The sequence below is a fragment of the Kosakonia beeri genome, from assembly GCF_054165705.1.
Map to the genome: position 1 here is coordinate 4,415,856 of NZ_CM135106.1, position 21,938 is coordinate 4,437,793.

General features: G+C 54.2%; 21 protein-coding genes and 3 tRNA genes. 2 read left to right on the top strand and 22 right to left on the bottom strand.

What is annotated here, in order from left to right; all coding sequences use genetic code 11:
- Positions 1-2 precede the first annotated feature (2 nt).
- The 18 genes from ACUY4S_RS20910 to nnr form a co-directional block, all read right to left on the bottom strand.
- The gene (locus tag ACUY4S_RS20910; RefSeq protein ID WP_458021781.1) at positions 3-401 is read right to left on the bottom strand and encodes a DUF350 domain-containing protein; all 399 of its coding nucleotides are present in this window, start codon (positions 399-401) and stop codon (positions 3-5) included.
- Between the two features lie 14 nt (positions 402-415).
- The gene (locus tag ACUY4S_RS20915; RefSeq protein ID WP_458021767.1) at positions 416-1,075 is read right to left on the bottom strand and encodes a DUF2491 family protein; all 660 of its coding nucleotides are present in this window, start codon (positions 1,073-1,075) and stop codon (positions 416-418) included.
- Positions 1,075-1,773: a PspA/IM30 family protein gene (locus ACUY4S_RS20920; protein ID WP_312691050.1), complete on the bottom strand. Its 699-nt coding sequence runs from the start codon at positions 1,771-1,773 to the stop codon at positions 1,075-1,077. The genes ACUY4S_RS20915 and ACUY4S_RS20920 overlap by 1 nt, the downstream gene beginning before the upstream one ends.
- Positions 1,774-1,793: 20 nt before the next feature.
- Complete coding sequence (locus ACUY4S_RS20925) at positions 1,794-2,195, bottom strand: YjfI family protein (protein WP_312691164.1); 402 nt, start codon at positions 2,193-2,195, stop codon at positions 1,794-1,796.
- 117 nt (positions 2,196-2,312) lie between these two features.
- The gene (gene rlmB / locus ACUY4S_RS20930) at positions 2,313-3,047 is read right to left on the bottom strand and encodes a 23S rRNA (guanosine(2251)-2'-O)-methyltransferase RlmB (protein ID WP_312691049.1); all 735 of its coding nucleotides are present in this window, start codon (positions 3,045-3,047) and stop codon (positions 2,313-2,315) included.
- A gap of 187 nt (positions 3,048-3,234) precedes the next feature.
- Complete coding sequence (gene rnr, locus ACUY4S_RS20935) at positions 3,235-5,670, bottom strand: ribonuclease R (protein WP_458021768.1); 2,436 nt, start codon at positions 5,668-5,670, stop codon at positions 3,235-3,237.
- A gap of 38 nt (positions 5,671-5,708) precedes the next feature.
- Positions 5,709-6,134, bottom strand: coding sequence for a nitric oxide-sensing transcriptional repressor NsrR (gene nsrR, locus ACUY4S_RS20940; protein WP_312691047.1), 426 nt, complete (start codon positions 6,132-6,134; stop codon positions 5,709-5,711).
- 151 nt (positions 6,135-6,285) lie between these two features.
- Entirely contained in the window at positions 6,286-7,584 is a 1,299-nt protein-coding gene (gene purA, locus ACUY4S_RS20945) for an adenylosuccinate synthase (protein ID WP_312691046.1), read from the bottom strand.
- A 102-nt stretch (positions 7,585-7,686) separates the two neighbouring features.
- Positions 7,687-7,884: a DUF2065 domain-containing protein gene (locus ACUY4S_RS20950; RefSeq protein ID WP_061498457.1), complete on the bottom strand. Its 198-nt coding sequence runs from the start codon at positions 7,882-7,884 to the stop codon at positions 7,687-7,689.
- Between the two features lie 76 nt (positions 7,885-7,960).
- The gene (gene hflC / locus ACUY4S_RS20955; RefSeq protein WP_312691045.1) at positions 7,961-8,965 is read right to left on the bottom strand and encodes a protease modulator HflC; all 1,005 of its coding nucleotides are present in this window, start codon (positions 8,963-8,965) and stop codon (positions 7,961-7,963) included.
- Between the two features lie 2 nt (positions 8,966-8,967).
- Complete coding sequence (gene hflK / locus ACUY4S_RS20960) at positions 8,968-10,224, bottom strand: FtsH protease activity modulator HflK (RefSeq protein WP_458021769.1); 1,257 nt, start codon at positions 10,222-10,224, stop codon at positions 8,968-8,970.
- 87 nt (positions 10,225-10,311) lie between these two features.
- Positions 10,312-11,592: a ribosome rescue GTPase HflX gene (hflX, locus tag ACUY4S_RS20965; RefSeq protein WP_458021770.1), complete on the bottom strand. Its 1,281-nt coding sequence runs from the start codon at positions 11,590-11,592 to the stop codon at positions 10,312-10,314.
- Positions 11,593-11,668: 76 nt separating this feature from the next.
- A complete protein-coding gene (gene hfq / locus ACUY4S_RS20970; protein ID WP_312691042.1) occupies positions 11,669-11,974 on the bottom strand; it encodes an RNA chaperone Hfq in 306 nt (101 codons plus the stop codon).
- A gap of 96 nt (positions 11,975-12,070) precedes the next feature.
- Positions 12,071-13,021 (bottom strand): tRNA (adenosine(37)-N6)-dimethylallyltransferase MiaA, encoded by a 951-nt coding sequence (miaA, locus tag ACUY4S_RS20975; RefSeq protein ID WP_312691041.1) that lies wholly within the window; start codon positions 13,019-13,021, stop codon positions 12,071-12,073.
- Positions 13,014-14,873 carry a DNA mismatch repair endonuclease MutL gene (mutL, locus tag ACUY4S_RS20980; protein WP_312691040.1) on the bottom strand — a complete coding sequence of 620 codons (1,860 nt, stop codon included), beginning with the start codon at positions 14,871-14,873 and terminating at the stop codon, positions 13,014-13,016. The genes miaA and mutL overlap by 8 nt, the downstream gene beginning before the upstream one ends.
- A gap of 10 nt (positions 14,874-14,883) precedes the next feature.
- Positions 14,884-16,212, bottom strand: a complete 1,329-nt coding sequence (gene amiB, locus ACUY4S_RS20985) for an N-acetylmuramoyl-L-alanine amidase AmiB (protein ID WP_458021771.1) — start codon at positions 16,210-16,212, stop codon at positions 14,884-14,886.
- 16 nt (positions 16,213-16,228) lie between these two features.
- A complete protein-coding gene (gene tsaE, locus ACUY4S_RS20990) occupies positions 16,229-16,690 on the bottom strand; it encodes a tRNA (adenosine(37)-N6)-threonylcarbamoyltransferase complex ATPase subunit type 1 TsaE (RefSeq protein ID WP_458021772.1) in 462 nt (153 codons plus the stop codon).
- Positions 16,683-18,194, bottom strand: coding sequence for a bifunctional ADP-dependent NAD(P)H-hydrate dehydratase/NAD(P)H-hydrate epimerase (nnr, locus tag ACUY4S_RS20995; protein ID WP_458021773.1), 1,512 nt, complete (start codon positions 18,192-18,194; stop codon positions 16,683-16,685). Before nnr ends, tsaE begins: the two co-directional genes overlap by 8 nt.
- Before the next feature lie 14 nt (positions 18,195-18,208).
- On the opposite strand from nnr, the gene queG reads away from it, so the two are divergent.
- The gene (gene queG, locus ACUY4S_RS21000; RefSeq protein WP_458021774.1) at positions 18,209-19,348 is read left to right on the top strand and encodes a tRNA epoxyqueuosine(34) reductase QueG; all 1,140 of its coding nucleotides are present in this window, start codon (positions 18,209-18,211) and stop codon (positions 19,346-19,348) included.
- A 268-nt stretch (positions 19,349-19,616) separates the two neighbouring features.
- Here queG and ACUY4S_RS21005 read toward each other — a convergent pair.
- The 4 genes from ACUY4S_RS21005 to orn all read right to left on the bottom strand — a co-directional run bounded on the left by ACUY4S_RS21005 (position 19,617) and on the right by orn (position 20,781).
- A tRNA-Gly gene (locus ACUY4S_RS21005) sits at positions 19,617-19,692 on the bottom strand.
- A gap of 73 nt (positions 19,693-19,765) precedes the next feature.
- A tRNA-Gly gene (locus ACUY4S_RS21010) sits at positions 19,766-19,841 on the bottom strand.
- Positions 19,842-19,904: 63 nt separating this feature from the next.
- Positions 19,905-19,980: transfer RNA gene (locus ACUY4S_RS21015), tRNA-Gly, on the bottom strand.
- A 255-nt stretch (positions 19,981-20,235) separates the two neighbouring features.
- A complete protein-coding gene (orn, locus tag ACUY4S_RS21020; RefSeq protein ID WP_458023512.1) occupies positions 20,236-20,781 on the bottom strand; it encodes an oligoribonuclease in 546 nt (181 codons plus the stop codon).
- 94 nt (positions 20,782-20,875) lie between these two features.
- On the opposite strand from orn, the gene rsgA reads away from it, so the two are divergent.
- The gene (gene rsgA, locus ACUY4S_RS21025) at positions 20,876-21,931 is read left to right on the top strand and encodes a small ribosomal subunit biogenesis GTPase RsgA (protein ID WP_458023513.1); all 1,056 of its coding nucleotides are present in this window, start codon (positions 20,876-20,878) and stop codon (positions 21,929-21,931) included.
- Positions 21,932-21,938 lie beyond the last annotated feature (7 nt).

Sequence of the window (21,938 nt, forward strand, 5' to 3'; positions counted from 1 at the left end):
CATTACCATGTCATGCAGGCAGCGTTGAAAATGCCGCCTGCCAGCGCAGCTGCGCCCATAAACATCCCGGCGGCAATATTGCTGTTGATAATTTTATCGCTCAGTTTTGGCATATACAGACGCACGCCACCGTAAACAACCAATTGCACAACCAGCGCAATGAGGCCCCAGATTAAATAATCTGGAATACTGACGGAGTTAATCGCCGCACTGGATAACGGAATAACATAACCCAATAGCGAACCACTAAACGCCAGCGCCGCTGCAATATTATTCTCTTTGATTAACTGCCACTCATCGTGCGGCGTAATACGGGTATAAACAAAAAGAAAACACAGCATCATCGCCATGCCAATAAAGAAATAGGCACAAAAGGCCAACAGTGAACCCCAAATATGTATTTCCGTTCCCATAATTATCCTATGACTTTTAATGATGTCAGGGGAATATCTACCCCCAGCGCACGCGAGTAGATCCATTCCGGCTGGTTTTGCGCGTTAAAAGTTTCTTCACCGTTCAACAGTAAATATTCATACACGTCATCGGCGACCTGCCGCTGGTAAGCCATCATAAAGTTATGGACTTCCCAGCTTGCGCCCGCAGGGTTGTTAACGGTTTCCAGAGTATAAATCGGCTCAATATCGCCGCGCTCTTCCGCATTAAATACTCGCTGCCACTCGCAATCGCGCCAGCGTAAAAACGGTTTGCCCATGGCTTTCGCGCTCAGCATATCGCGCCAGTTTTTCTCAGACGAAACGCCAGCGCTCTCCTCATAGACGAACAGCTTAATATCATCGATATTCTGCGTTTCCAGACCGCCAGAAGTGCTGATTTGCAGGAACTCATCGCCGGTTGTGTAATAACGATGGATCATACAGCCGGCGCCAAGATCAAAGCTGCCGCAGGCGCCAATGGTGTACTCTTCGCCGGGCAGCGTAACCAACAGCTCCTCTTCGCATAAGCGAAACAGTAGCGTATCAATGGTGAAGCCAGCATGCAGATGCAAGCCGAGTGGCCCTCTGCGAGGGACGGACGATTCAGACCGCCCAAGCAGGTTTTTGAGAAAGGAGAGCATCACGGTTTTTGTTGCTGTTGCAGGCGCGCCAGCACATCCTGCGCCGATGTTTTATCACTGCCGCCAATGCCAGCCTGCGCCAGTTTTTCATCCAGATCGCGGCCATCGGCCACTTTCTCAAGCTGGGTGGCCGCATCCAGCCGTGCCTGGCGTTCTGCCTGTCGCGTTTGCAAACGTTTAAGAGATTCCGCTGCGGTCGCCACATTGTTCGATGCGCCAACGGTAGAAGTCGTCACCGCCTGCTGCGCACGCTGCATCGCCTCGGTCGCTTTAATCACTTCCAGTTGCTGCTCAAACTGTTCGATACGCTGCGCCGTCGCGGTCACTGCTTTCTCCACCGCATCGCGCGACGTTTCCAGATTCGCCAGCACCTGCTCTTCCGCAGTAATCGTGTTTTCAAGGCGGGCAATTTCCGTAGCGACTTCATTGAGCAGCGCGGCATCAACGCTTTTCGCCATCGCTTCCAGCGCCCGCGCTTCGAGGCTGGCTTTGCGTTCGCGCAGGTCGGCCAGTTTGTCATTGCTCAGCTTAACCCGCGCCAGCAGGTCAACACGGGATTTCCCTGCCTTATCCAGTTGCACGCGCGCATCGCGGATGTGCTGCTCCAGCATGCGCACGCCTTGTGTCTCTTCAATCGACTCTTCCGCCTGAGCAATAAAGGATTTACCCAGCGTAAACAGGCTTTTTAAAATTCCCATACGACCACTCCCTGATAATGTTATTGGGCAAAATCATCTGTTAATTCAGCAAGATCTAACGCATTTTCCGCAAGCGTGGTGATTTCCAGCAGGATATCGTCAAGCGAAGAGTTGAGCGACAGCGCGCCAAACGCGACATAGTACTCTTCACCGCCGACCGGCGAGATGCCCACAGAAGATAACGGTAAGAGTTTTTGATTACGCAGCAGGAAAGCGTTAAAAGCATCCTGATGCTTAATTTCGCTCAGCGGGCAGATGTAGGTTTCGACAATGATTTGCCGGGACGTGAGTGATACGTTTAATTGCAAATCGCCGTAATCATCCAGCTTCAGAATTAATACATCGGCTTCACGCTGAATATTTAACGCCAGCGTGGTGGAATCTAATAATGCTGCGCTCAGTGCCTCTACAGTCCATGCCATCATTTATATCCCAATCATTTCATTCAAATTAAAATAAAAGACCTGCAGGCAAATTCTACCAGCCTTAAGGATAAAAAAAACCACCCGAATCAGGGTGGTTTTCCAGGCGAAGCGCGCTTAAAGCCCGCGCTGGCGCACCGCTTCAAACAGGCAAATACCGGTGGCAACGGAAACGTTCAGCGACGATACGCTACCCGCCATTGGAATGCTGATCAGCTCATCGCAGTGCTCACGCGTCAGGCGGCGCATGCCCTCACCTTCTGCGCCCATTACCAGCGCCATGCGCCCGGTCATTTTGCTCTGGAACAGGGTGTGGTCCGCTTCACCGGCTGTGCCGACGATCCAGATATTCTCTTCCTGCAACAAACGCATGGTGCGTGCAAGGTTGGTCACGCGGATAAGTGGCACGTTTTCCGCCGCGCCGCAGGCGACTTTTTTCGCCGTCGCATTCAGTTGTGCCGATTTGTCTTTTGGAACAATTACCGCATGCACGCCCGCAGCATCCGCACTGCGCAAGCATGCGCCCAGGTTGTGCGGATCGGTCACGCCGTCGAGGATCAACAAGAAAGGCTGGTCGAGACTGGCGATCAGATCGGGCAGATCATTTTCCTGATACTGACGGCCGGGTTTTACGCGAGCAATGATACCCTGATGCACCGCGCCTTCGCTTTTCTCATCCAGATACTGGCGGTTGGCCACCTGAATCACCACGCCCTGCGCTTCCAGCGCATGGATCAGCGGCAGCAGACGTTTATCTTCGCGGCCTTTCAGAATAAAAACTTCCTGAAAACGCTCAGGGGCGCGCTCCAGCAGTGCCTGCACCGCATGGATGCCGTAAATCATTTCACTCATTAATGGTACTCAGTTGGGGGCGGCTTACGCCGCGTTATTGGGCCGTGATAGTCATCACCTGGCCTCATTATAACCGACCCATGCCTCAGAACGAACCATCCCCCTCGCTAACTGAGATGCCGTTGTGCTTCATGGCGGACGCGGTGCAGCATATAAAGCCCTTCACTTTCGAAGGGCTTGTTCATGATCACTGAGCGGCTTTCTTTTTCGCCGCTCGTTTTGCTTTGGTGGCAGCGGCGATTTTTTGCGTTTTCGCTGAGGGGTTTTTCGCTTTTTTCGGCTTGCCTTTCCCTGTGTCACCACGGAAGGCACTGTCCGGCTCGAAGTTCACTTTTTTGCCCATCTGGCGGCGTGGCGGTTTTTTGCCAGCCACTTTTTTACCCGTGGCCCCTTTTTTCGCTCTTTCGCGTTCGGTTTTCCCCACATTACGCGGGCCGCGCTCACTGGAGATCAGCGAGAAGTCGATCTTACGCTCATCCATATTGACCGCTTCAACTTTCACCTGCACACGGTCGCCCAGACGATAAGTTTGCCCCCCGGACTCGCCAATCAAGCGCTGACCAATCTGGTCAAAACGGTAGTAATCATTATCCAGCGAGGAAACATGCACCAGGCCATCAATAAACAGATCGTCGAGGCGCACAAAGAAACCAAAGCCGGTAACACTGGCAATTACACCCGGGAAAGTATTACCGACCTGATCCTGCATAAAGTCGCATTTCAGCCAGTCCGACACTTCTCGCGTGGCTTCATCGGCACGGCGTTCGGTCATCGAACAGTGCTGGCCAAGCTGTAACACCTCTTCCATGCTGTAGTGCCAGCCCCCGGTTTCAGTGCTGTTGCCCTTCAGCCCCTGCTCTTTCGCCAGCAGATATTTAATGGCGCGGTGCAAAGACAGATCCGGGTAGCGACGAATAGGCGAGGTGAAGTGCGCATAGGATTGCAACGCCAGACCAAAGTGGCCGCGGTTTTCGGGATCGTAGATCGCCTGTTTCATCGAGCGCAGCAACATGGTTTGCAGCATTTCATGATCCGGGCGGTCGGCAATCGACGTCAGCAGCTCGGCATAGTCACGCGGCTCTGGTTTGTTACCGCCAAGCAGTTCCAGCCCCAGCTCCGCCAGCACCGTGCGGAATGCCGTAATCGCATCATTAGTCGGTTTATCGTGAATACGGAACAGCGCAGGTTCACTGGCCTTTTCCACAAAGCGTGCCGCGGAGATATTGGCGAGGATCATGCACTCTTCAATCAGTTTGTGCGCATCGTTACGCTGAGTCTGTTCAATACGTTCAATACGGCGTTCGGCGTTAAAGATAAACTTCGCTTCTTCACTCTCAAAAGAGATGCCGCCACGCTCGGCCCGTGCCTGATCCAGCACTTTATAAAGGTTATGCAACTCTTCGATATGCTTCACCAGCGGGGCGTACTGCTCGCGAAGCTCCTGATCGCCCTGCAACATATGCCACACCTTGGTGTAGGTCAGGCGCGCATGCGAACTCATTACCGCTTCGTAGAACTTAAAGCCGGTTAAACGGCCTTTCGTCGAGATGGTCATTTCGCAGACCATACACAGGCGATCAACCTGAGGGTTCAGGGAGCACAAGCCGTTAGAGAGCACTTCTGGCAGCATCGGCACCACTTGCGACGGGAAGTAGACCGAGGTGCCACGGTTGCGTGCTTCGTTGTCGAGCGCGGTGCCATGACGCACGTAATAGCTCACATCGGCAATCGCCACCCATAAGCGCCAGCCGCCGCCACGTTTCTTCTCACAGTAGACGGCATCGTCAAAGTCGCGGGCATCTTCACCATCAATCGTAACCAGCGGCAGATCGCGCAGATCTACACGCCCGACTTTCGCTTCCTCCGGTACCTGCTCTTTCAGCCCGGCGATCTGTTTTTCGACTTCCGGAGGCCACTGATAGGGAATTTCATGGGTACGCAGTGCCATGTCGACAGCCATGCCGGTGCCCATATTGTCGCCGAGCACTTCAACAATCTTGCCTACCGCTTTCGTGCGGCGGGTCGGGCGCTGTGTCAGCTCCACCACTACCACATAGCCCATACGCGCGCCCATGATCTCTTCTGGCGGGATCAGGATGTCAAAGCTCAGGCGACTGTCATCCGGCACCACAAAGCCAACGCCAGCGTCGGTGAAGTAACGGCCGACAATCTGGCTGGTTTTCGGCACCAGCACGCGAACAATGCGCGCTTCACGGCGGCCTTTACGATCGGAGCCCAGCGGCTGCGCCAGCACCTGATCGCCATGGATACAGGTTTTCATCTGTTCGCTGGAAAGATAAAGGTCATCTTTGCGGCCTTCTACGCGCAGGAAGCCATAACCATCGCGGTGGCCAATGACTACGCCTTTCAGCAGGTCCAGACGTTCAGGTAAGGCGTAACACTGGCGGCGAGTAAAGACCAGTTGACCATCGCGCTCCATCGCGCGCAGACGGCGACGCAGCGCCTCGTTTTGTTCTTCGCCTGCAATATTCAGTTCGAAAGCCAGTTCGTCCCGGCTGGCGGGTTTTTCGCGTTTTGCTAAATGATCGAGGATGAATTCGCGGCTGGGAATGGGGTTGGTATATTTTTCAGATTCGCGTTCGAGGAAAGGATCTTGTGACATTGCGGTTCCTCCGTTGTCAGCTCTGGTGGAAATTTTCGTCATTCCACCAGCAATAATTTGTAAAGCGGTTGATTCTCTTCAACCAAATCGGCAAGCGTGTAGTTATCTAACTCCTTGAGAAAACACTGCACGGCTTTAGCGAGCGCCTTTTTCAGTCGGCAGGCGCTGGTGATGTGACAAAATTCGCTGCTGCAGTTGACCAGTGCAAGCGGTTCGAGGGAGCGCACAACATCACCAATCCGGATATCCTGTGCGGGCTTACCCAGACGGATACCGCCGTTTTTCCCACGGACAGCCGCAACATAGCCTTCGCGGCTTAGCTGATTGATTATCTTAACCATATGATTACGGGACACGCCATACGTTTCTGTGACTTCAGTAATGTTGGTCATTTGTCCTTCCGGCAACGACGCCATGTAGATCAGGGCGCGTAAACCGTAATCGGTAAAGCTCGTTAACTGCACATCAACCTCAGTAAGTGGGAAAAGATAAGATACCCGCAGGTATAAACACTATTGATGATAAACCAGCCACCTGTCAGGCCGCTAATTTATTTGAATGGATGGGCGAAAAAAGCGAAGAAACGGGGCGCGATGAACGCGCCCCGGCACAACATTATGCGTCGAACGGATCGCGCAGGATCATGGTTTCAGTACGATCCGGCCCCGTTGAGATGATGTCGATAGGTACACCGGTAACTTCTTCAATACGTTTGATGTAATCCAGCGCTGCCTGCGGCAGACCGCTGCGATCTTTGACACCAAAAGTGGATTCAGACCAGCCCGGCATAGATTCGTAAATCGGCTCAATGCCTTCCCAGTTGTCTGCTGCCAGCGGGGTGGTGGTCACTTCGCGGCCATCCGGCATGCGATACCCCACACACAGTTTCACTTCTTTCAGACCGTCCAGCACGTCCAGCTTAGTCAGGCAGAAACCAGACAGGGAGTTGATCTGTACCGCGCGACGAACGGCAACGGTATCCAGCCAGCCTGTACGACGACGACGACCGGTAGTCGCACCGTATTCATTACCCTGCTTGCACAGGAACTCGCCAATATCGTCGAACAATTCCGTCGGGAACGGACCCGCACCCACGCGTGTGGAGTAGGCTTTGATAATACCCAGTACGTAATCGACATAACGCGGGCCAAGGCCGGAACCTGTCGCCACACCACCAGCAGTGGTGTTGGAGGACGTCACATACGGGTAAGTACCGTGGTCGATATCCAGCAGCGTACCCTGCGCGCCTTCGAACATCACGAAGTCGCCGCGTTTGCGCGCCTGATCCAGCAAATCGGAGACATCCACAACCATCGCAGTCAGGATATCGGCAATCGCCATCACATCGTCCAGCACTTTCTGGTAGTCAACCGCGTCGACTTTATAGAAGTTCACCAGCTGGAAGTTGTGATATTCCATCACTTCTTTCAGTTTGTCGGCAAAGGTCGCTTTGTCGAACAGATCACCGACGCGCAGACCGCGACGGGCGACTTTATCTTCGTACGCCGGGCCGATACCACGACCAGTGGTACCGATCGCTTTCGCACCGCGCGCTTTCTCGCGCGCAACGTCCAGCGCAACGTGATAGTCAAGGATTAACGGGCATGCTTCAGACAGCAGCAGACGTTCGCGAACCGGGATACCACGGTCTTCCAGTTCTTTCATCTCTTTCATCAGCGCAGCCGGAGACAGCACGACACCGTTACCGATGATGCTGGTTACGTTTTCACGAAGAATGCCTGATGGAATAAGATGGAGGACGGTTTTTTCACCGTTGATTACGAGAGTATGGCCTGCGTTGTGACCGCCCTGGTAGCGTACAACATATTTAGCCCGTTCAGTCAGAAGATCAACAATCTTCCCTTTACCTTCGTCACCCCATTGGGTGCCCAGTACGACGACGTTGTTACCCATTTTTCAAAATCACCGTTTGCTTAAAAATGGATTCTACCACCGCTTTTTTTCAGATTCAGCACTTTTTCCCGGCAAAATGGCTTAAAGATAGGCTCTTTTCCCTCAGCCAATCGTTTTCCTCAACATGTAGTAGATCACCACTCCCGCGACCACAAGCCCACCGCCAAAGCGACGTAAAATATGATCGGGAAGCAGGCTCAGCGAGGCGATCATCCGACGCCACGCTCGTGGGTAGAACATAGGGCCCAGCCCTTCAAACACCAGCACCAACGCCAGGGCAAGCCAGATAGTTGAATTCATTCCTGATCCTTCCAAAAAGAAAACCACCGCCCTGAATCAGGCGGTGGTTTTTATCTTCTAAACCGTTGGCGCTATCTTAGCGCGTCGCGGAACTGGGTGTCTTCATATAACGGAAGAAATCACTGTCCGGGCTGAGCACCATTACATCCTGATTGCTCTGGAAGCTGCTTTCATAAGCGCGCAGGCTACGAATAAACGCGTAGAAATCCGGATCCTGGCTGAAGGCATCCGCGAACAGCTTCGCCGCTTCAGCATCGCCTTCACCACGCAGGATACGCCCCTGACGCTCTGATTCCGCCAGCGTTTTGGTTACTTCGTAATCCGCTGCAGCGCGCAGTTTCTCAGCTTCTTCCTGGCCTTGTGAACGGTGGCGACGCGCAACGGCTTCACGCTCGGCACGCATACGGTTGTAAATCGCTTCGGACACTTCGGTCGGCAGGTTGATCTGCTTGATACGCACATCCACCACTTCGATACCCAGAGCAGCCATACTGTTCGGGTTAATCACCGGCACTTTGCCGTTGGTTTCAGCCTGAACACGCTCTGCCGCTTTAGCAATGGCGTCATCCGCTGCCGGTGTCGACACTTCATCTTCGGTGCCCGCAGAACCCGAGTTCAGCGCATCCCGCACTTCAAGCGTCAGACGGCCACGTGAATCGGTCACAATGTCACGCACATCCAGACGACCAATTTCAGAACGCAGACGGTCAGAGAATTTACGTTTCAGCAGCACTTCCGCCTGAGAGACATCACCACCGCCCGTCGCCAGGTAGTAACGGCTGAAATCGCTGATACGCCACTTGATATAGGAATCGACGATCAGGTCTTTCTTCTCTTTGGTCACAAAACGATCGGCCTGGTTATCCATGGTCTGGATACGGGCATCAAGCATTTTAACCGATTCAATAAACGGCAATTTAAAGTGCAGGCCTGGCTCAAACACCAACGGTTTGTTTTCGTTGTCGCGCAGAACTTTGCCGAAGCGCAGCGAAATACCGCGCTCGCCCTCTTTCACCACAAAAACAGACGTGTAGAGCACTACCAGCACGATGATGATGATCGCGATAACTGACTTACGCATCGTTATTCCCCCTGACGCTGGTAGTCGTTACGCTGCGCGTTAACGCGGCGTTGGTCCATGATGTCTCCCGCCGACGTTGACGGGGCGCTGTTCGCACTGCTGCCAGAAGTAGACGCAGGCGGCAGGCGCAGCAAGTTGTTCGCGCCACTGCTGTCACTCTTTGCCGCAGGCGCGTTACCGCCTTTCAGCATCTGATCCAGCGGCAGCACCATCAGGTTGCCGCCTTTATCGTTAACCAGCACTTTGCGGGTATGGCTCAGCACTTTTTCCATGGTTTCAATGTACAAACGTTCACGCGTAATTTCCGGCGCGGCTTTGTATTCCGGCAGGATCTTCGCGAAACGGGCCACTTCACCCTGAGCCTCAAGGATGGTCTGCGTCTTGTACGCGCGCGCCTCTTCAAGGATACGCTGAGCCTGACCGTTAGCACGTGGCTGAACTTCGTTGGTGTACGCTTCCGCTTCACGGATGTATTGCTGCTCGTTCTCACGGGCGGCAATCGCGTCATCAAATGCCGCTTTCACCTCTTCCGGCGGGCGCGCTGCCTGGAAGTTCACGTCCAACAGGGTGATCCCCATGTTGTAAGGACGAATCGTTTCTTCCAGTTCACGCTGTGTATCGCTACGTATAACGGTACGGCCTTCCGTGAGGATACGGTCCATCACGTACTTGCCAATCACGCCACGCAGGGCGCTGTCTGTTGCCTGGCGCAGGCTATCATCAGCGCTGGTCACGCTAAACAGGTAACGTTCCGGATCGGTCACACGATACTGAACGTTCATCTCAACGCGAACCACGTTCTCATCAGAAGTGAGCATCACCCCCGATGCGGCCAGTTCACGCACGGACTCAACGTTCACCGCCGTCACGTTATCAATAAAGGTAGGTTTCCAGTTCAGCCCCGGTTCCACCAGATGACTGAACTTACCGAAACGGGTCACGACGCCGCGCTCCGCTTCTTTAATGGTGTAGAAGCCGGTAGCCGCCCAGATAATCACGGCTGCGGCGGCAACGATGCCGACAACACGCCCGCCCACATGGCCTCGCGGGCCAGAAGAACCTGGATTACCGCCGCCGGAACTTTTGCCGCCGCCCAAGCCACCGAGCTTTTTACTCAGTTTGCGGAAGATATCATCCAGATCAGGAGGCCCCTGATCGCGACCACCTTTGTTTCCATTTCCCTCAGAGTTGCCGCCTGGTTTGCTGCTTCCCCACGGGTCGCGGTCTTGTCCGTTGTTACCGGGCTGATTCCACGCCATGTATATGCTCCATATGTGTCTATCGTGCGGTGTATGCCCGAACTGGCGGGCACCCCCAAAGGGGAAAAATCTTCAGGCCTGTGCCGGTCAGACGACGTATTCTTCGAGTGCCGGTTCTTGTTTACAGAGTCGACGCCAGTCGACGATAGGCATGCGCACCTGCATACCGACACTGCCATCGTCTTCCACCCACTCTTTTTCTATTGCCTGAAGCTGATAAAACCGACTTCTCAGACGCCCTTCCTCCGGGGGTAAGCGCAACGTGTGCTGCGCGACTTCCCCGGCAAGACGCTCCGTCAAAGCCTGGAATAACAGTGGTACGCCAACCCCGGTCTGCGCAGAGAGCCAGACGCGGATTGGTTTATTCTCTTCATCCCTATCGATACGCGGCTCAAAATCGTCCAGCATATCGATTTTGTTCATCACTAGCAGCGTTGGGATATCGTGTGCTTCAATTTCTTCAAGCACGGTGTTCACTGCATCAATGTTTTCCTGCACGCGGACATCTGCGGCATCAATCACGTGCAGCAGCAACGTCGCCTGACGCGTCTCCTGCAAGGTCGCTTTAAACGCCGCGACCAGGTCGTGCGGCAGGTGGCGAATAAACCCTACGGTATCCGCCAGCACGGTTTCACCTACGTCTGCCACGTCAATACGGCGCAGCGTGGGATCCAGCGTCGCAAACAGCTGATCGGCTGCATACACTTGCGCCTCGGTTATTTGGTTGAATAGCGTAGATTTTCCGGCGTTCGTGTACCCTACCAACGAGACCGTTGGAATGTCGGCCTTCGTGCGGGAGCGGCGCCCTTGTTCACGCTGTTTTTCAACCTTCTCGAGACGCGATAAGATCTGGGTAATACGATTACGCAACAAACGACGGTCGGTTTCGAGCTGGGTTTCACCCGGACCGCGCAAACCAATCCCGCCCTTTTGTCGTTCAAGGTGGGTCCAGCCACGCACCAGGCGCGTCGCCAGATGGCGCAACTGCGCCAGTTCAACCTGCAATTTCCCCTCGTGCGTGCGCGCACGCTGGGCAAAAATATCCAAAATCAGGCCCGTGCGGTCGATAACACGACATTCGCACAATCTTTCCAGGTTACGCTCCTGGGCAGGGGTCAGCGCATGATCAAAAAGCACAACGGAAGCACCCGCGGCTTTAACAGCATCCGCAATTTCGATTGCTTTACCTTCGCCTACAAAATACTTGGGGTGCGGTGCTTTACGGCTACCGGTAATCACCTGCATTGCTTCGACACCGGCGGAAGAGACCAGAGATTCAAACTCCTGAAGGTCTTCCATATCTTTGTCTTGCGAAAAATAGATGTGTACCAGTACCGCCTGCTCACCGGCGTCATAACGGTCAAACAAGCGTATAACCCTCAATAAAGATCAGCGGGGAACGCAGATTTTCTGGCTCCCCGATAGAGATAAACAGCATTAAACCTTATTCGGTTTCTTCGCTGTCCTGCTGTGCAGAACCTTGCGCGTTGCTACCGTGATGGTAGTTACTGTTGGTACCGCCGCCGGCATTGTTGCTGTGATGTGAAACCGGACGAGATGGAACAACAGTTGAAATCGCGTGCTTATAGACCATTTGGCTGACCGTGTTTTTCAACAGGATCACGAACTGATCGAAAGACTCAATTTGCCCTTGCAGCTTGATACCATTCACCAAATAAATTGAAACTGGAACACGTTCCCGACGCAGTGCGTTCAGGAACGGATCTTGTAAAGATTGCCCCTTAGCCATTCTATCTTTTCCTTATATGCTTGTTTTGTACTTAGAACCCGAAAGCTCTGAAAACTGCGTAAAAATTCGCGCACGATACGGCCTAATTGTACACATTCACCTTGCGATAGCACTAACAACCTGTAACACGTCATGGTAAGACTTTTCTGGCTTTTCACTCTCTAACCAGTGAACGCCTTCCCATCCGCGTAACCATGTCATCTGCCGCTTGGCGAGTTGCCTCGTGGCGCAAATACCTCGATAAACCATTTCATCGTATGAAATCTCACCTTCCAGATAAGACCACATCTGGCGGTATCCCACACAACGAATGGAAGGCATCTCCGTATGCAAATCTCCGCGAGCAAAAAGCGCCCGCACTTCTGCTTCAAAACCCGAAGCCAACATCTGATGAAAACGCTGCTCAATGCGTTGATGGAGCAGTTCACGGCTCGCCGGGGCGATGGCGAACTGATGCACCTTGTAAGGCAGAGCGTCTCCCGACGTTTGCGTCAGATCTGTTAAAGTTTTACCCGAAATGAAAAAAACTTCCAGTGCCCGGGAAAGCCTTTGCGGATCATTTGGATGAATCCGTGCTGCAGCAACAGGATCAATCTCCCGCAACTGCTGGTGCAACGCTTCCCATCCGCGCTCTGCCGCCTGTTTTTCGATCCCGGCCCTGACTTCAGGATCCGCTGACGGCAAGGGGGATAATCCTTCCAGCAACGCCTTGAAGTAGAGCATCGTACCGCCCACCAACAACGGAATACGCCCCGCATCGGTGATGGCTTTCATTTCCGCCAGCGCATCGCGACGGAAATCCGCTGCGGAATACGCTTGTGCGGGATCGAGAATATCCAACAGCCGATGCGGAGCAGCACGCAACTCGTCGGCGTCAGGCTTCGCGGTACCGATATCCATTCCCTGATAGATTAGGGCGGAATCAACGCTTATCAACTCAACGGGCAAAACTTTACGCAGCTCAATGGCTAATGCTGTTTTGCCGGAGGCCGTCGGGCCCATCAAAAAAATAGCCTCAGGCAGGCCAGCCTTACTCACTTCACTCATGTTTCAGGGCGTTCATCGCCATTTGTAAATCAACAGGTTGTAATAAACCATCTGGTGGGGACTTCACCAGATGCGGACAAAGCCGTTCGACGTCGGCCAGCAGTGTTATCGCCTGCGCTATGCTCCATTGCGGATGATCGCTCGCCAGATGACGCGCCAGCCACTGGGCAATATTGGCCGCATGAATGCTTGTCTGCTGCGCCAGGTAGCCTATCAGTTCAGGAATCAAGATTTGTAAATTTTGTTGGCGCAAGGGTAAAGGCACTGCGCGAATGGTCACATGCTGTCCATCAGGCACAAATTCAATGCCCATTTCCCCCAGCACCGGCTGCGCGCGCTTCAAAGCCTCGCTCTCAGCAGCGGAAATTTTTAACCGCACCGGGATAAGCAACGGCTGGCCGCAGGTGGGAGCGTTGGCTGGCGAAAGCTGAGCCTGCCGCAACCAGCGTTCAGCAACCGGGAGCGCCAATAACGCGAGCGTACCGTGGCGTTCAAGCAACGCGAAGTGTGGCGCAATCAACGTTAATACGCGACCAAAGCTCTGACTGTGTCCGTCCAGCGCGGGCGAGGCGGGCGGCGGCGCTTCGCTTTTGCGCTCTGCCAGCGGCGTATCTAACAGCTGCCGATAAAGTGCGCCCTGCTGTTTCTGATAACCGGGCTGCGCATGGGGCCAGGAGGGAGCCGCACCGCCATTACCGCCGCTACGAGGAGCGGGTGCAGCCGTTTCCCTGCGGGGTGCTTCTGGCTCACGGGCAATCAACGGCTCAGCAAACTGATTGCGCCCTGCCGCTACGCGGTTTTCCGGCAGCGTACGCAACACAGGTTCGTTCGCCAGCGGTAACGGCACAGCAAGCTGCTGTTGCAGCACGCTCAGTACGCCCTGGTAGATAAAGTCATGCACCAGGCGTGACTGGTGGAAGCGCACTTCGTGTTTCGCCGGATGCACATTGACATCCACCTGGTGCGGATCGATCTCCAGATAAAGCACAAACGCGGGCTGTTGGTCGGCACCCAGTTTGTCTTCGCATGCCTGACGAATGGCGTGATTGATCAAGCGATCGCGCATCATCCGGCCATTCACATAGCAATACTGGATCTCAGCAAAAGCGGTGGTAGTACTCTTCGGATCAGCTACCCAGCCATGCAAGGCTAAATCACCATGCTGCCATTCGATAGCCAGCGCGTGCTCAAGGAATGCCGTACCGCAAATGGCACCCAGCCGCCGCTCTTGCTGGCCGCCTTTCGCCACTGCACGATACTGACGCACCAGCTTACCGTTGTGACTGAGATTAAGAGTCACATCAAAGCGTGCCAGCGCGATGCGACGGATCACCTCATCAATATGGTTGAATTCAGTTTTCTCGGTACGCATAAACTTACGTCGCGCCGGGGTGTTATAGAACAGGTCTAGCACTTCGAGCGTCGTACCAACCGGGTGCGCGGCAGGCTTAACCGTTACCGCCATATCGCGCCCTTCCGCGTAAGCCTGCCAGGCTTCTTGCTGTTCAGCCGTGCGGGAGGTGAGCGTTAAACGGGAAACAGAACTGATACTGGCCAGTGCCTCGCCGCGAAAACCGAGGCTGATGATTGCCTCCAGATCGTCCAGCGAGGCGATCTTACTGGTCGCATGACGCGCCAGCGCCAGCGCCAGTTCCTCTTTTTTGATGCCCGCGCCATTATCGCGGATGCGAATCAACTTTGCGCCGCCGCGTTCAATATCAACATCAATACGCGTTGCGCCAGCATCAAGGCTGTTTTCTACCAGCTCTTTCACTACCGACGCAGGGCGCTCTACCACTTCGCCAGCGGCGATTTGGTTCGCAAGCTGCGGCGGCAGAACCTGAATCGGCATCAAGATGTCCTTAATTAAGCAGACCGCTACCCGGCGCAGCAGCGCTGGCTGTTTGCCCGCCCCCGCTGCGTGGCGCGGATTGCAATGGATGTGCGAGGAAATAGTTACGCAGACCGCTATAAATGGCTTCGGCAATCTGCTGCTGATAGCTGTCGCTCCCCAATAGACGCTCTTCGCCCGAATTACTGATAAATCCGGTTTCAACCAGCACTGAAGGAATGTCCGGGGAACGCAGCACACCAAGGCTGGCATGTTCCGGGCGACGCTTATGCAAGGCCCCCACGCGCTGAAGCTGGCCCAGCATATTGGTGGCGACATCATAACCTACACGCTGAGAATGGCCGAACTGTAAATCGAGCACCGCCTGGCTCAGGTAAGGGTCAGACTGGCTATTTGCCAGCACATCTCCGGCGCCGCCCAGCAGTTCGGACTGCTTCTCATGCTGTTCCAGCCAGCCGGCCATCTCGCTGTTGGCACGGCGGTTAGACAATACCCATACGGAAGCACCTGTCGCGTCGCGGTTTGGTGCCGCGTCGGCGTGGATCGACACCAGGAAGTTGGCGTTCTGTTTGCGCGCCACATCTGACCGCCCCATCACCGAAATAAAATAGTCGCCATCACGCGTCATGACCGGTTTAAACATCGGATCGTCGTTCAGCAGCGTACGTAGCTTGCGGGCAATCGCGATGGTCACGTTTTTCTCTTGTGTCCCACCGGAACCGATCGCGCCAGGATCCTGACCGCCATGCCCGGCATCAATAGCAATGACGACTTTATCGCCGGATACCGCCTGCGCCGCCGGACGGGTTATCGTATTGCTGTTGGTTACGCTGGTAATACGGTCGTTTTCGGAACGAAACGGGTTTCGTCCAGGTTGCGAAGGCTGGACCGGGCGCGCCGTAACGACTGGCGTTTCAGCCCGCTGTACCACCGCTTTTGGCAGCGGGGGCGGAACGTCAGCATCGATCGTAAAGATGACGGTATAACCCGCACCGTTTTGCTGTTTGACCGCCCGGGTTTTGCCATTCTGCGTTAAGTCGACCACCAGACGAATCGATTGATTATCCCTGGCAGTACCGGCCCGAATGCTTTTGACAAGATTGTTACCACTGAACTGCAAAGGTAATCCCTGAATAATGCCGGTCTGTTTGATGTCCAGCGCAACACTGCGTTTGTCCTGTTGCGAAATAGCATAATCAGGATCGCCCATAAAACTGAACGTTATACGAGCCTGGTTATCGCCATTAGATACCTGAATATCCGCCAGGCTTGCCGCACCAGCCTGCGCGCAGAGTAATAATAACGCCGTTGCCAACCAACTTTTCACGCGAGAGATCATCCCGTCACCCTTCCTGTCAACCGGCTATACGCGCCAGTAACGAATCGCCAGATGAGGATACAGCGCTAATGCGCGCCTCACGCCCCTGCGCCTGGTAATCTAAATGAATTTCGACATCCGGGTCAGGCAATACACCCGCACCTTGTTGCGGCCACTCGACCAGGCAAATGGCGTCGTTGGCAAAATAATCGCGGATCCCCATAAATTCCAGCTCCTCAGGATCGGCAAGGCGATACAGATCGAAGTGATACACCATCAATTTATCGAGGGTGTACGGTTCCACCAGCGTATAGGTCGGGCTTTTGACATTTCCGTTATGGCCTAAGGCCTGTAAAAAGCCCCGGCTAAACGTGGTTTTACCCGCGCCGAGGTCGCCATACAAATAAATCACCGTTGCGCCATCGCAGGCCTGCGCGACACGCTTGCCGAGATCCAATGTCGCTTGCTCGTCAGGTAAAGGAATAACTCGATTAATCATCTTTTGTATCAACTACATCCGGGTTAACAACACGCAAGAGCGTGGTAAAAAGATCGGTGGCCAGCATACCGCGCATACCGCTCGTTGCCGCCAGCCTATCGGCTGCCGCGCCATGCGCTACACAACCCGCACAGGCAGCATCATACAGGGTTAATTTCTGTGCCAGTTGCGCACCGATAATACCCGACAATACGTCACCCATACCGCCGCTCGCCATGCCAGCGTTACCGGCATCAACAATGCCCATTGCGCCTTCCGCGCTCGCCACTACCGTCCCGGCACCTTTCAGCACCACCACGCCTGCATAGCGTTTAACCAGACGTTGGGCCGCAAGTAAGCGATCGCTTTCAATTTCCGCCACGCTGCCATTCAGCAGACGCGCAGCCTCGCCGGGGTGCGGCGTCAGTACGCGATTGTGACGTTTATCGGGGTTGATTGCCAGAAGGTTCAACGCATCCGCGTCCCAGAGCATCGGTTTGCGAAAATTTTCCACCTTATGCAGCGCTTTTTTGCCCCACTCTTGCTGGCCGAGGCCCGGCCCAACGACCACGACATCGGCCCATTCAAGGCTCTCATCCAGCGTACTGGCCGTCAGTTCGTGCACCATAAGCTCCGGGCGGGCAGTTAGCAAGGGTGCAATATTCTCGCGGCGTGTCAGTACCCGCACCAGGCCAGCACCTGCCCGCAGCGCCGCTTCACCCGCCATACGGATTGCTCCTGCCGTGCCATGATCGCCGCCAATGATGAGCAACCGACCATGATCCCCTTTGTGCGATGTGGGCCGTCTCGGGGTAAACCACTGCGCCAGTTGGCTGGCATCGTAACGGGCAAGGGCACTCTCCTGCCCGTTTAGCCAGGCATCAAGCCCAAGGGCACGATGATGCAGTTGACCGACCACATCACGGGCTTTCCCGGTCAGCAGACCAGGTTTGAGAGCAATAAAGGTGACAGTGTGCCGGGCATGGATAACGGCCCCGGGGGTTGCGCCAGTTTGCGCGATCAAGCCAGAAGGAATATCCAGCGACAGTACAGGAGCTGGATGAGCATTAGCCTGGGTGATAAGCCGTGCAACATTGTCGCGCGGTGCGCAAGTAAGGCCGGTACCGAGCAAGCCATCGATAATCAAATCTGTCTCTTCCGGCCACAGCACATCCACGGCATGAATAGTACCGCCAGCGTTAAGCCAGGCCTCTCTTGCCTGCGCGGCCTCTTCCGGCAAGGGCTTACTGCTTTCCAGCGCCAGTAAGGTTACCTGCACTCCTGCCGCAGCGGCCAGCCGTGCGACCACATAACCGTCGCCGCCGTTGTTGCCGTGCCCGCAAAGGATCAGCCAGCATCGGGCGTGCGGAAAATGCTTCCGCGCCACGTCAAACGCCGCTTCACCTGCGCGCTGCATTAATTCATAGAGCGTAATGCCAAGGCTATCTGCAGCGTCTTTTTCTGCCTGTCGGAGTGCCTCAGCATGCCAGATGGAGTGTGGTATACTTGCTGCGATTTTCTTCATCTTTATGGTCCGTCATGTCACAGCCCCTCGATCTCAATCACTTAGCGCAACAAATCAAACAGTGGGGCTCTGAACTGGGTTTTCAGCACGTCGGCATTACCGATACCGATCTCAGCGCCTCTGAGCCAAAGCTGCAGGCGTGGCTGGATAAACAATACCATGGCGAAATGGAGTGGATGGCGCGTCACGGTATGATGCGCGCCCGCCCCCACGAACTTCTCCCCGGTACGCTGCGCGTTATCAGCGTGCGCATGAATTATCTGCCTGCACACGCCGCATTCGCCAGTACGCTTAAAAACCCCTCGCTCGGTTATGTCAGCCGCTACGCGCTGGGGCGTGATTATCATAAGTTGCTGCGCAACCGGCTTAAAAAGCTCGGCGAAATGATTTCGCAGCATTGTGCTTCGCTGAATTTTAGACCGTTTGTGGATTCCGCGCCCATTCTTGAGCGCCCGCTGGCGGAAAAAGCGGGTCTGGGCTGGACAGGTAAGCACTCACTTATCCTGAGCCGTGACGCCGGTTCGTTCTTTTTCCTTGGCGAGTTGCTGATTGATTTGCCACTCCCTATCGATACCCCGGTGGAAGAAGGCTGCGGGCGCTGCGTGGCCTGCATGACAATTTGCCCCACCGGCGCGATTGTTGAGCCCTACACTGTCGACGCCCGCCGCTGCATCTCCTATCTCACGATTGAGCTGGAAGGTGCAATCCCGGAAGAGTTTCGCCCGTTAATGGGTAACCGCATTTACGGTTGTGATGACTGCCAGCTTATCTGCCCGTGGAATCGCTATTCGCAATTAACCGAGGAAGAGGACTTCAGCCCGCGCGAAGTCTTGCATGCGCCGGAGTTGATCGAACTGTTCGGTTGGAATGAGGCCTGGTTCCTAAAAGTTACGGAAGGCTCCGCAATTCGTCGTATTGGCCATCTGCGTTGGCTGCGTAATATTGCCGTAGCTCTGGGTAATGCCCCCTGGGATGAGGCCAATATTCGGGCGCTGGAGAAACGGTTAGGTGAGCACCCACTTCTTGACGAACATATACAATGGGCGATTGCGCAGCAAATCGATAAGCGAAAAGCCTGCATTGTTGAAGTACAAACGGCGCAAAAACAACGCCTGGTACGGGTGATTGAAAAAGGCCTGCCGCGCGATGCGTAAATCGTCCACAGCTTGTGAATAAAATAAAAAACACATTGCGATTCAACGTCAACAAAATCGTCAAGCGATCGCGTTAACACTTTCCAATGTTAATTTATTAAGATTTTTCAGCACGTTAAACAGAGACTATTTACCCAGCGAAGCAATGATTATGTTGCGAATGAAAGCGCAGCCTGTGGATAAGTCTGTTCACAATGATTTTCAGATGACAATAAAAAACGCCCCCAACGAGGATTCCCGCTGTGGATAATTTTTTGATGTGAAAATTTGGAGCGGGAAACGAGACTCGAACTCGCGACCCCGACCTTGGCAAGGTCGTGCTCTACCAACTGAGCTATTCCCGCATACTTATCTGGACCAGCTTGCTAGCCGGAACCAGTAAATCTGGATGGTGCGTGCCTTACGGCATTTCAAATTTGGAGCGGGAAACGAGACTCGAACTCGCGACCCCGACCTTGGCAAGGTCGTGCTCTACCAACTGAGCTATTCCCGCATATTTATCCGGCTTCAGCGTCAATGCTAAAACCCGTAAATTTGGATGGTGCATTTCAAATTTTGGAGCGGGAAACGAGACTCGAACTCGCGACCCCGACCTTGGCAAGGTCGTGCTCTACCAACTGAGCTATTCCCGCTTATCATCGATTTTTCAGCAACTTACAAACATTTTGCACTGAAATTTCGAGATGCCGTGTTTCACATTTCTGTGTCTTCACGGGAGGCGCATTATACGAGAATTCCTTCTTGCTGCAAGCCCCTGAAAGCAAATTTTCTTTTTTTTTGTTCAAGTGACGATTTAATCGACAAAATGAACATTTTTCCAGCAAACCCGCGCCAGTACTGGCCTTGCAGGGCAAGGCAAACACATTCCCTGCCCTGCAAGAAACGCATTACAGCTTAATAAAGTGCTCGCGATAATAAGCCAGCTCCGCCACCGATTCGCGAATATCGTCCAGCGCCTGGTGGGTATTCTGCTTTTTCAGCCCGTCCAACACTTCAGGCTTCCAGCGGCGCGCCAGCTCTTTCAGTGTGCTGACATCCAGGTAGCGATAGTGGAAATAGGCCTCCAGTTCCGGCATGTACTTAAACAGAAAGCGACGATCCTGACCGATACTGTTGCCACAAATAGGCGATTTCCCGGCAGGCACCCACGCTTTTAAGAATTCGAGAGTAGCCAGTTCCGCCGCGCGGTCGTCAAGCTGGCTCGCTTTTACCCGGTCAACCAGTCCGCTACCAGTATGGGTGCGCACGTTCCAGTCATCCATTAATGCCAGTTGCGCATCGGATTGATGGACAGCAATCACCGGCCCTTCTGCCAGAATATTAAGATTGGCATCGGTCACCAGCGTCGCGATCTCAATAATGCGATCGCGCTCGGGATCTAACCCCGTCATCTCCAGATCGATCCAAATGAGGTTGTTTTCATTTGCGCTCATGCTATTTTCCACCCTTCTCGCGTCACTATATTCATCTAGAATTGCGTGTATCATAGTCGTTTTGCCCATCCAGGGCGACCAGGAGCCAGCACGATTGAGTAAAAATAAACTCTCCAAAGGGCAGCAGCGCCGCGTTAAAGAGAATCACCAGCGCCGGCTGAAAACCTCTACGGAGAAAGCTGACTACGATGACAACCTCTTCGGCGACCCGTCCGAAGGTGTGGTTATCAGCCGCTTCGGCATGCATGCTGATGTGGAATCCGCCGATGGCGAAGTGCACCGTTGCAATATTCGCCGCACCATTCGTTCGCTGGTCACGGGTGACCGCGTGGTCTGGCGTCCTGGCAAAGAAGCCGCAGAAGGCGTTACTGTCAAAGGCATTGTTGAAGCCGTGCATGAACGCACCACAGTGCTCACACGCCCCGATTTTTACGACGGCGTCAAACCTATTGCTGCCAATATCAATCAGATTGTGGTGGTCTCAGCTATCCTGCCGGAACTGTCGCTGAATATTATCGACAGATATCTGGTGGCGTGCGAAACGTTGCAAGTCGAACCACTGATCGTGCTGAACAAAATCGATCTGCTGGACAATGACGGCATGGCTTTCGTGAATGAGCAAATGGATATCTATCGCAAGATTGGCTATCGCGTATTAATGGTATCCAGCCATGCGCAAAACGGCCTTACCCCGCTGACAGAAGCGTTGACTAACCGCATCAGTATCTTTGCCGGGCAATCGGGCGTGGGTAAATCAAGCTTACTGAACACACTGCTCGGTTTGCAGGAGAGGCAGATCCTCACCAATGATGTGTCCGATGTTTCCGGGCTGGGGCAACACACCACCACCGCAGCGCGCCTCTATCACTTTCCGCACGGCGGCGATGTGATTGACTCGCCGGGCGTGCGCGAGTTTGGGCTCTGGCACCTTGAACCGGAACAAATTTTTAACGGCTTTGTCGAATTCCATGATTATCTGGGCCAGTGCAAATATCGTGACTGCAAGCATGATACCGACCCGGGTTGCGCCATCCGCGAAGCGGTGGAGAAAGGCGAAATCGCTGAGAGCCGTTTCGACAACTATCACCGCATTCTGGAAAGCATGTCGCAGGTAAAAACGCGTAAAAGCTTTTCTGAATCAGATGACTGACAACTAA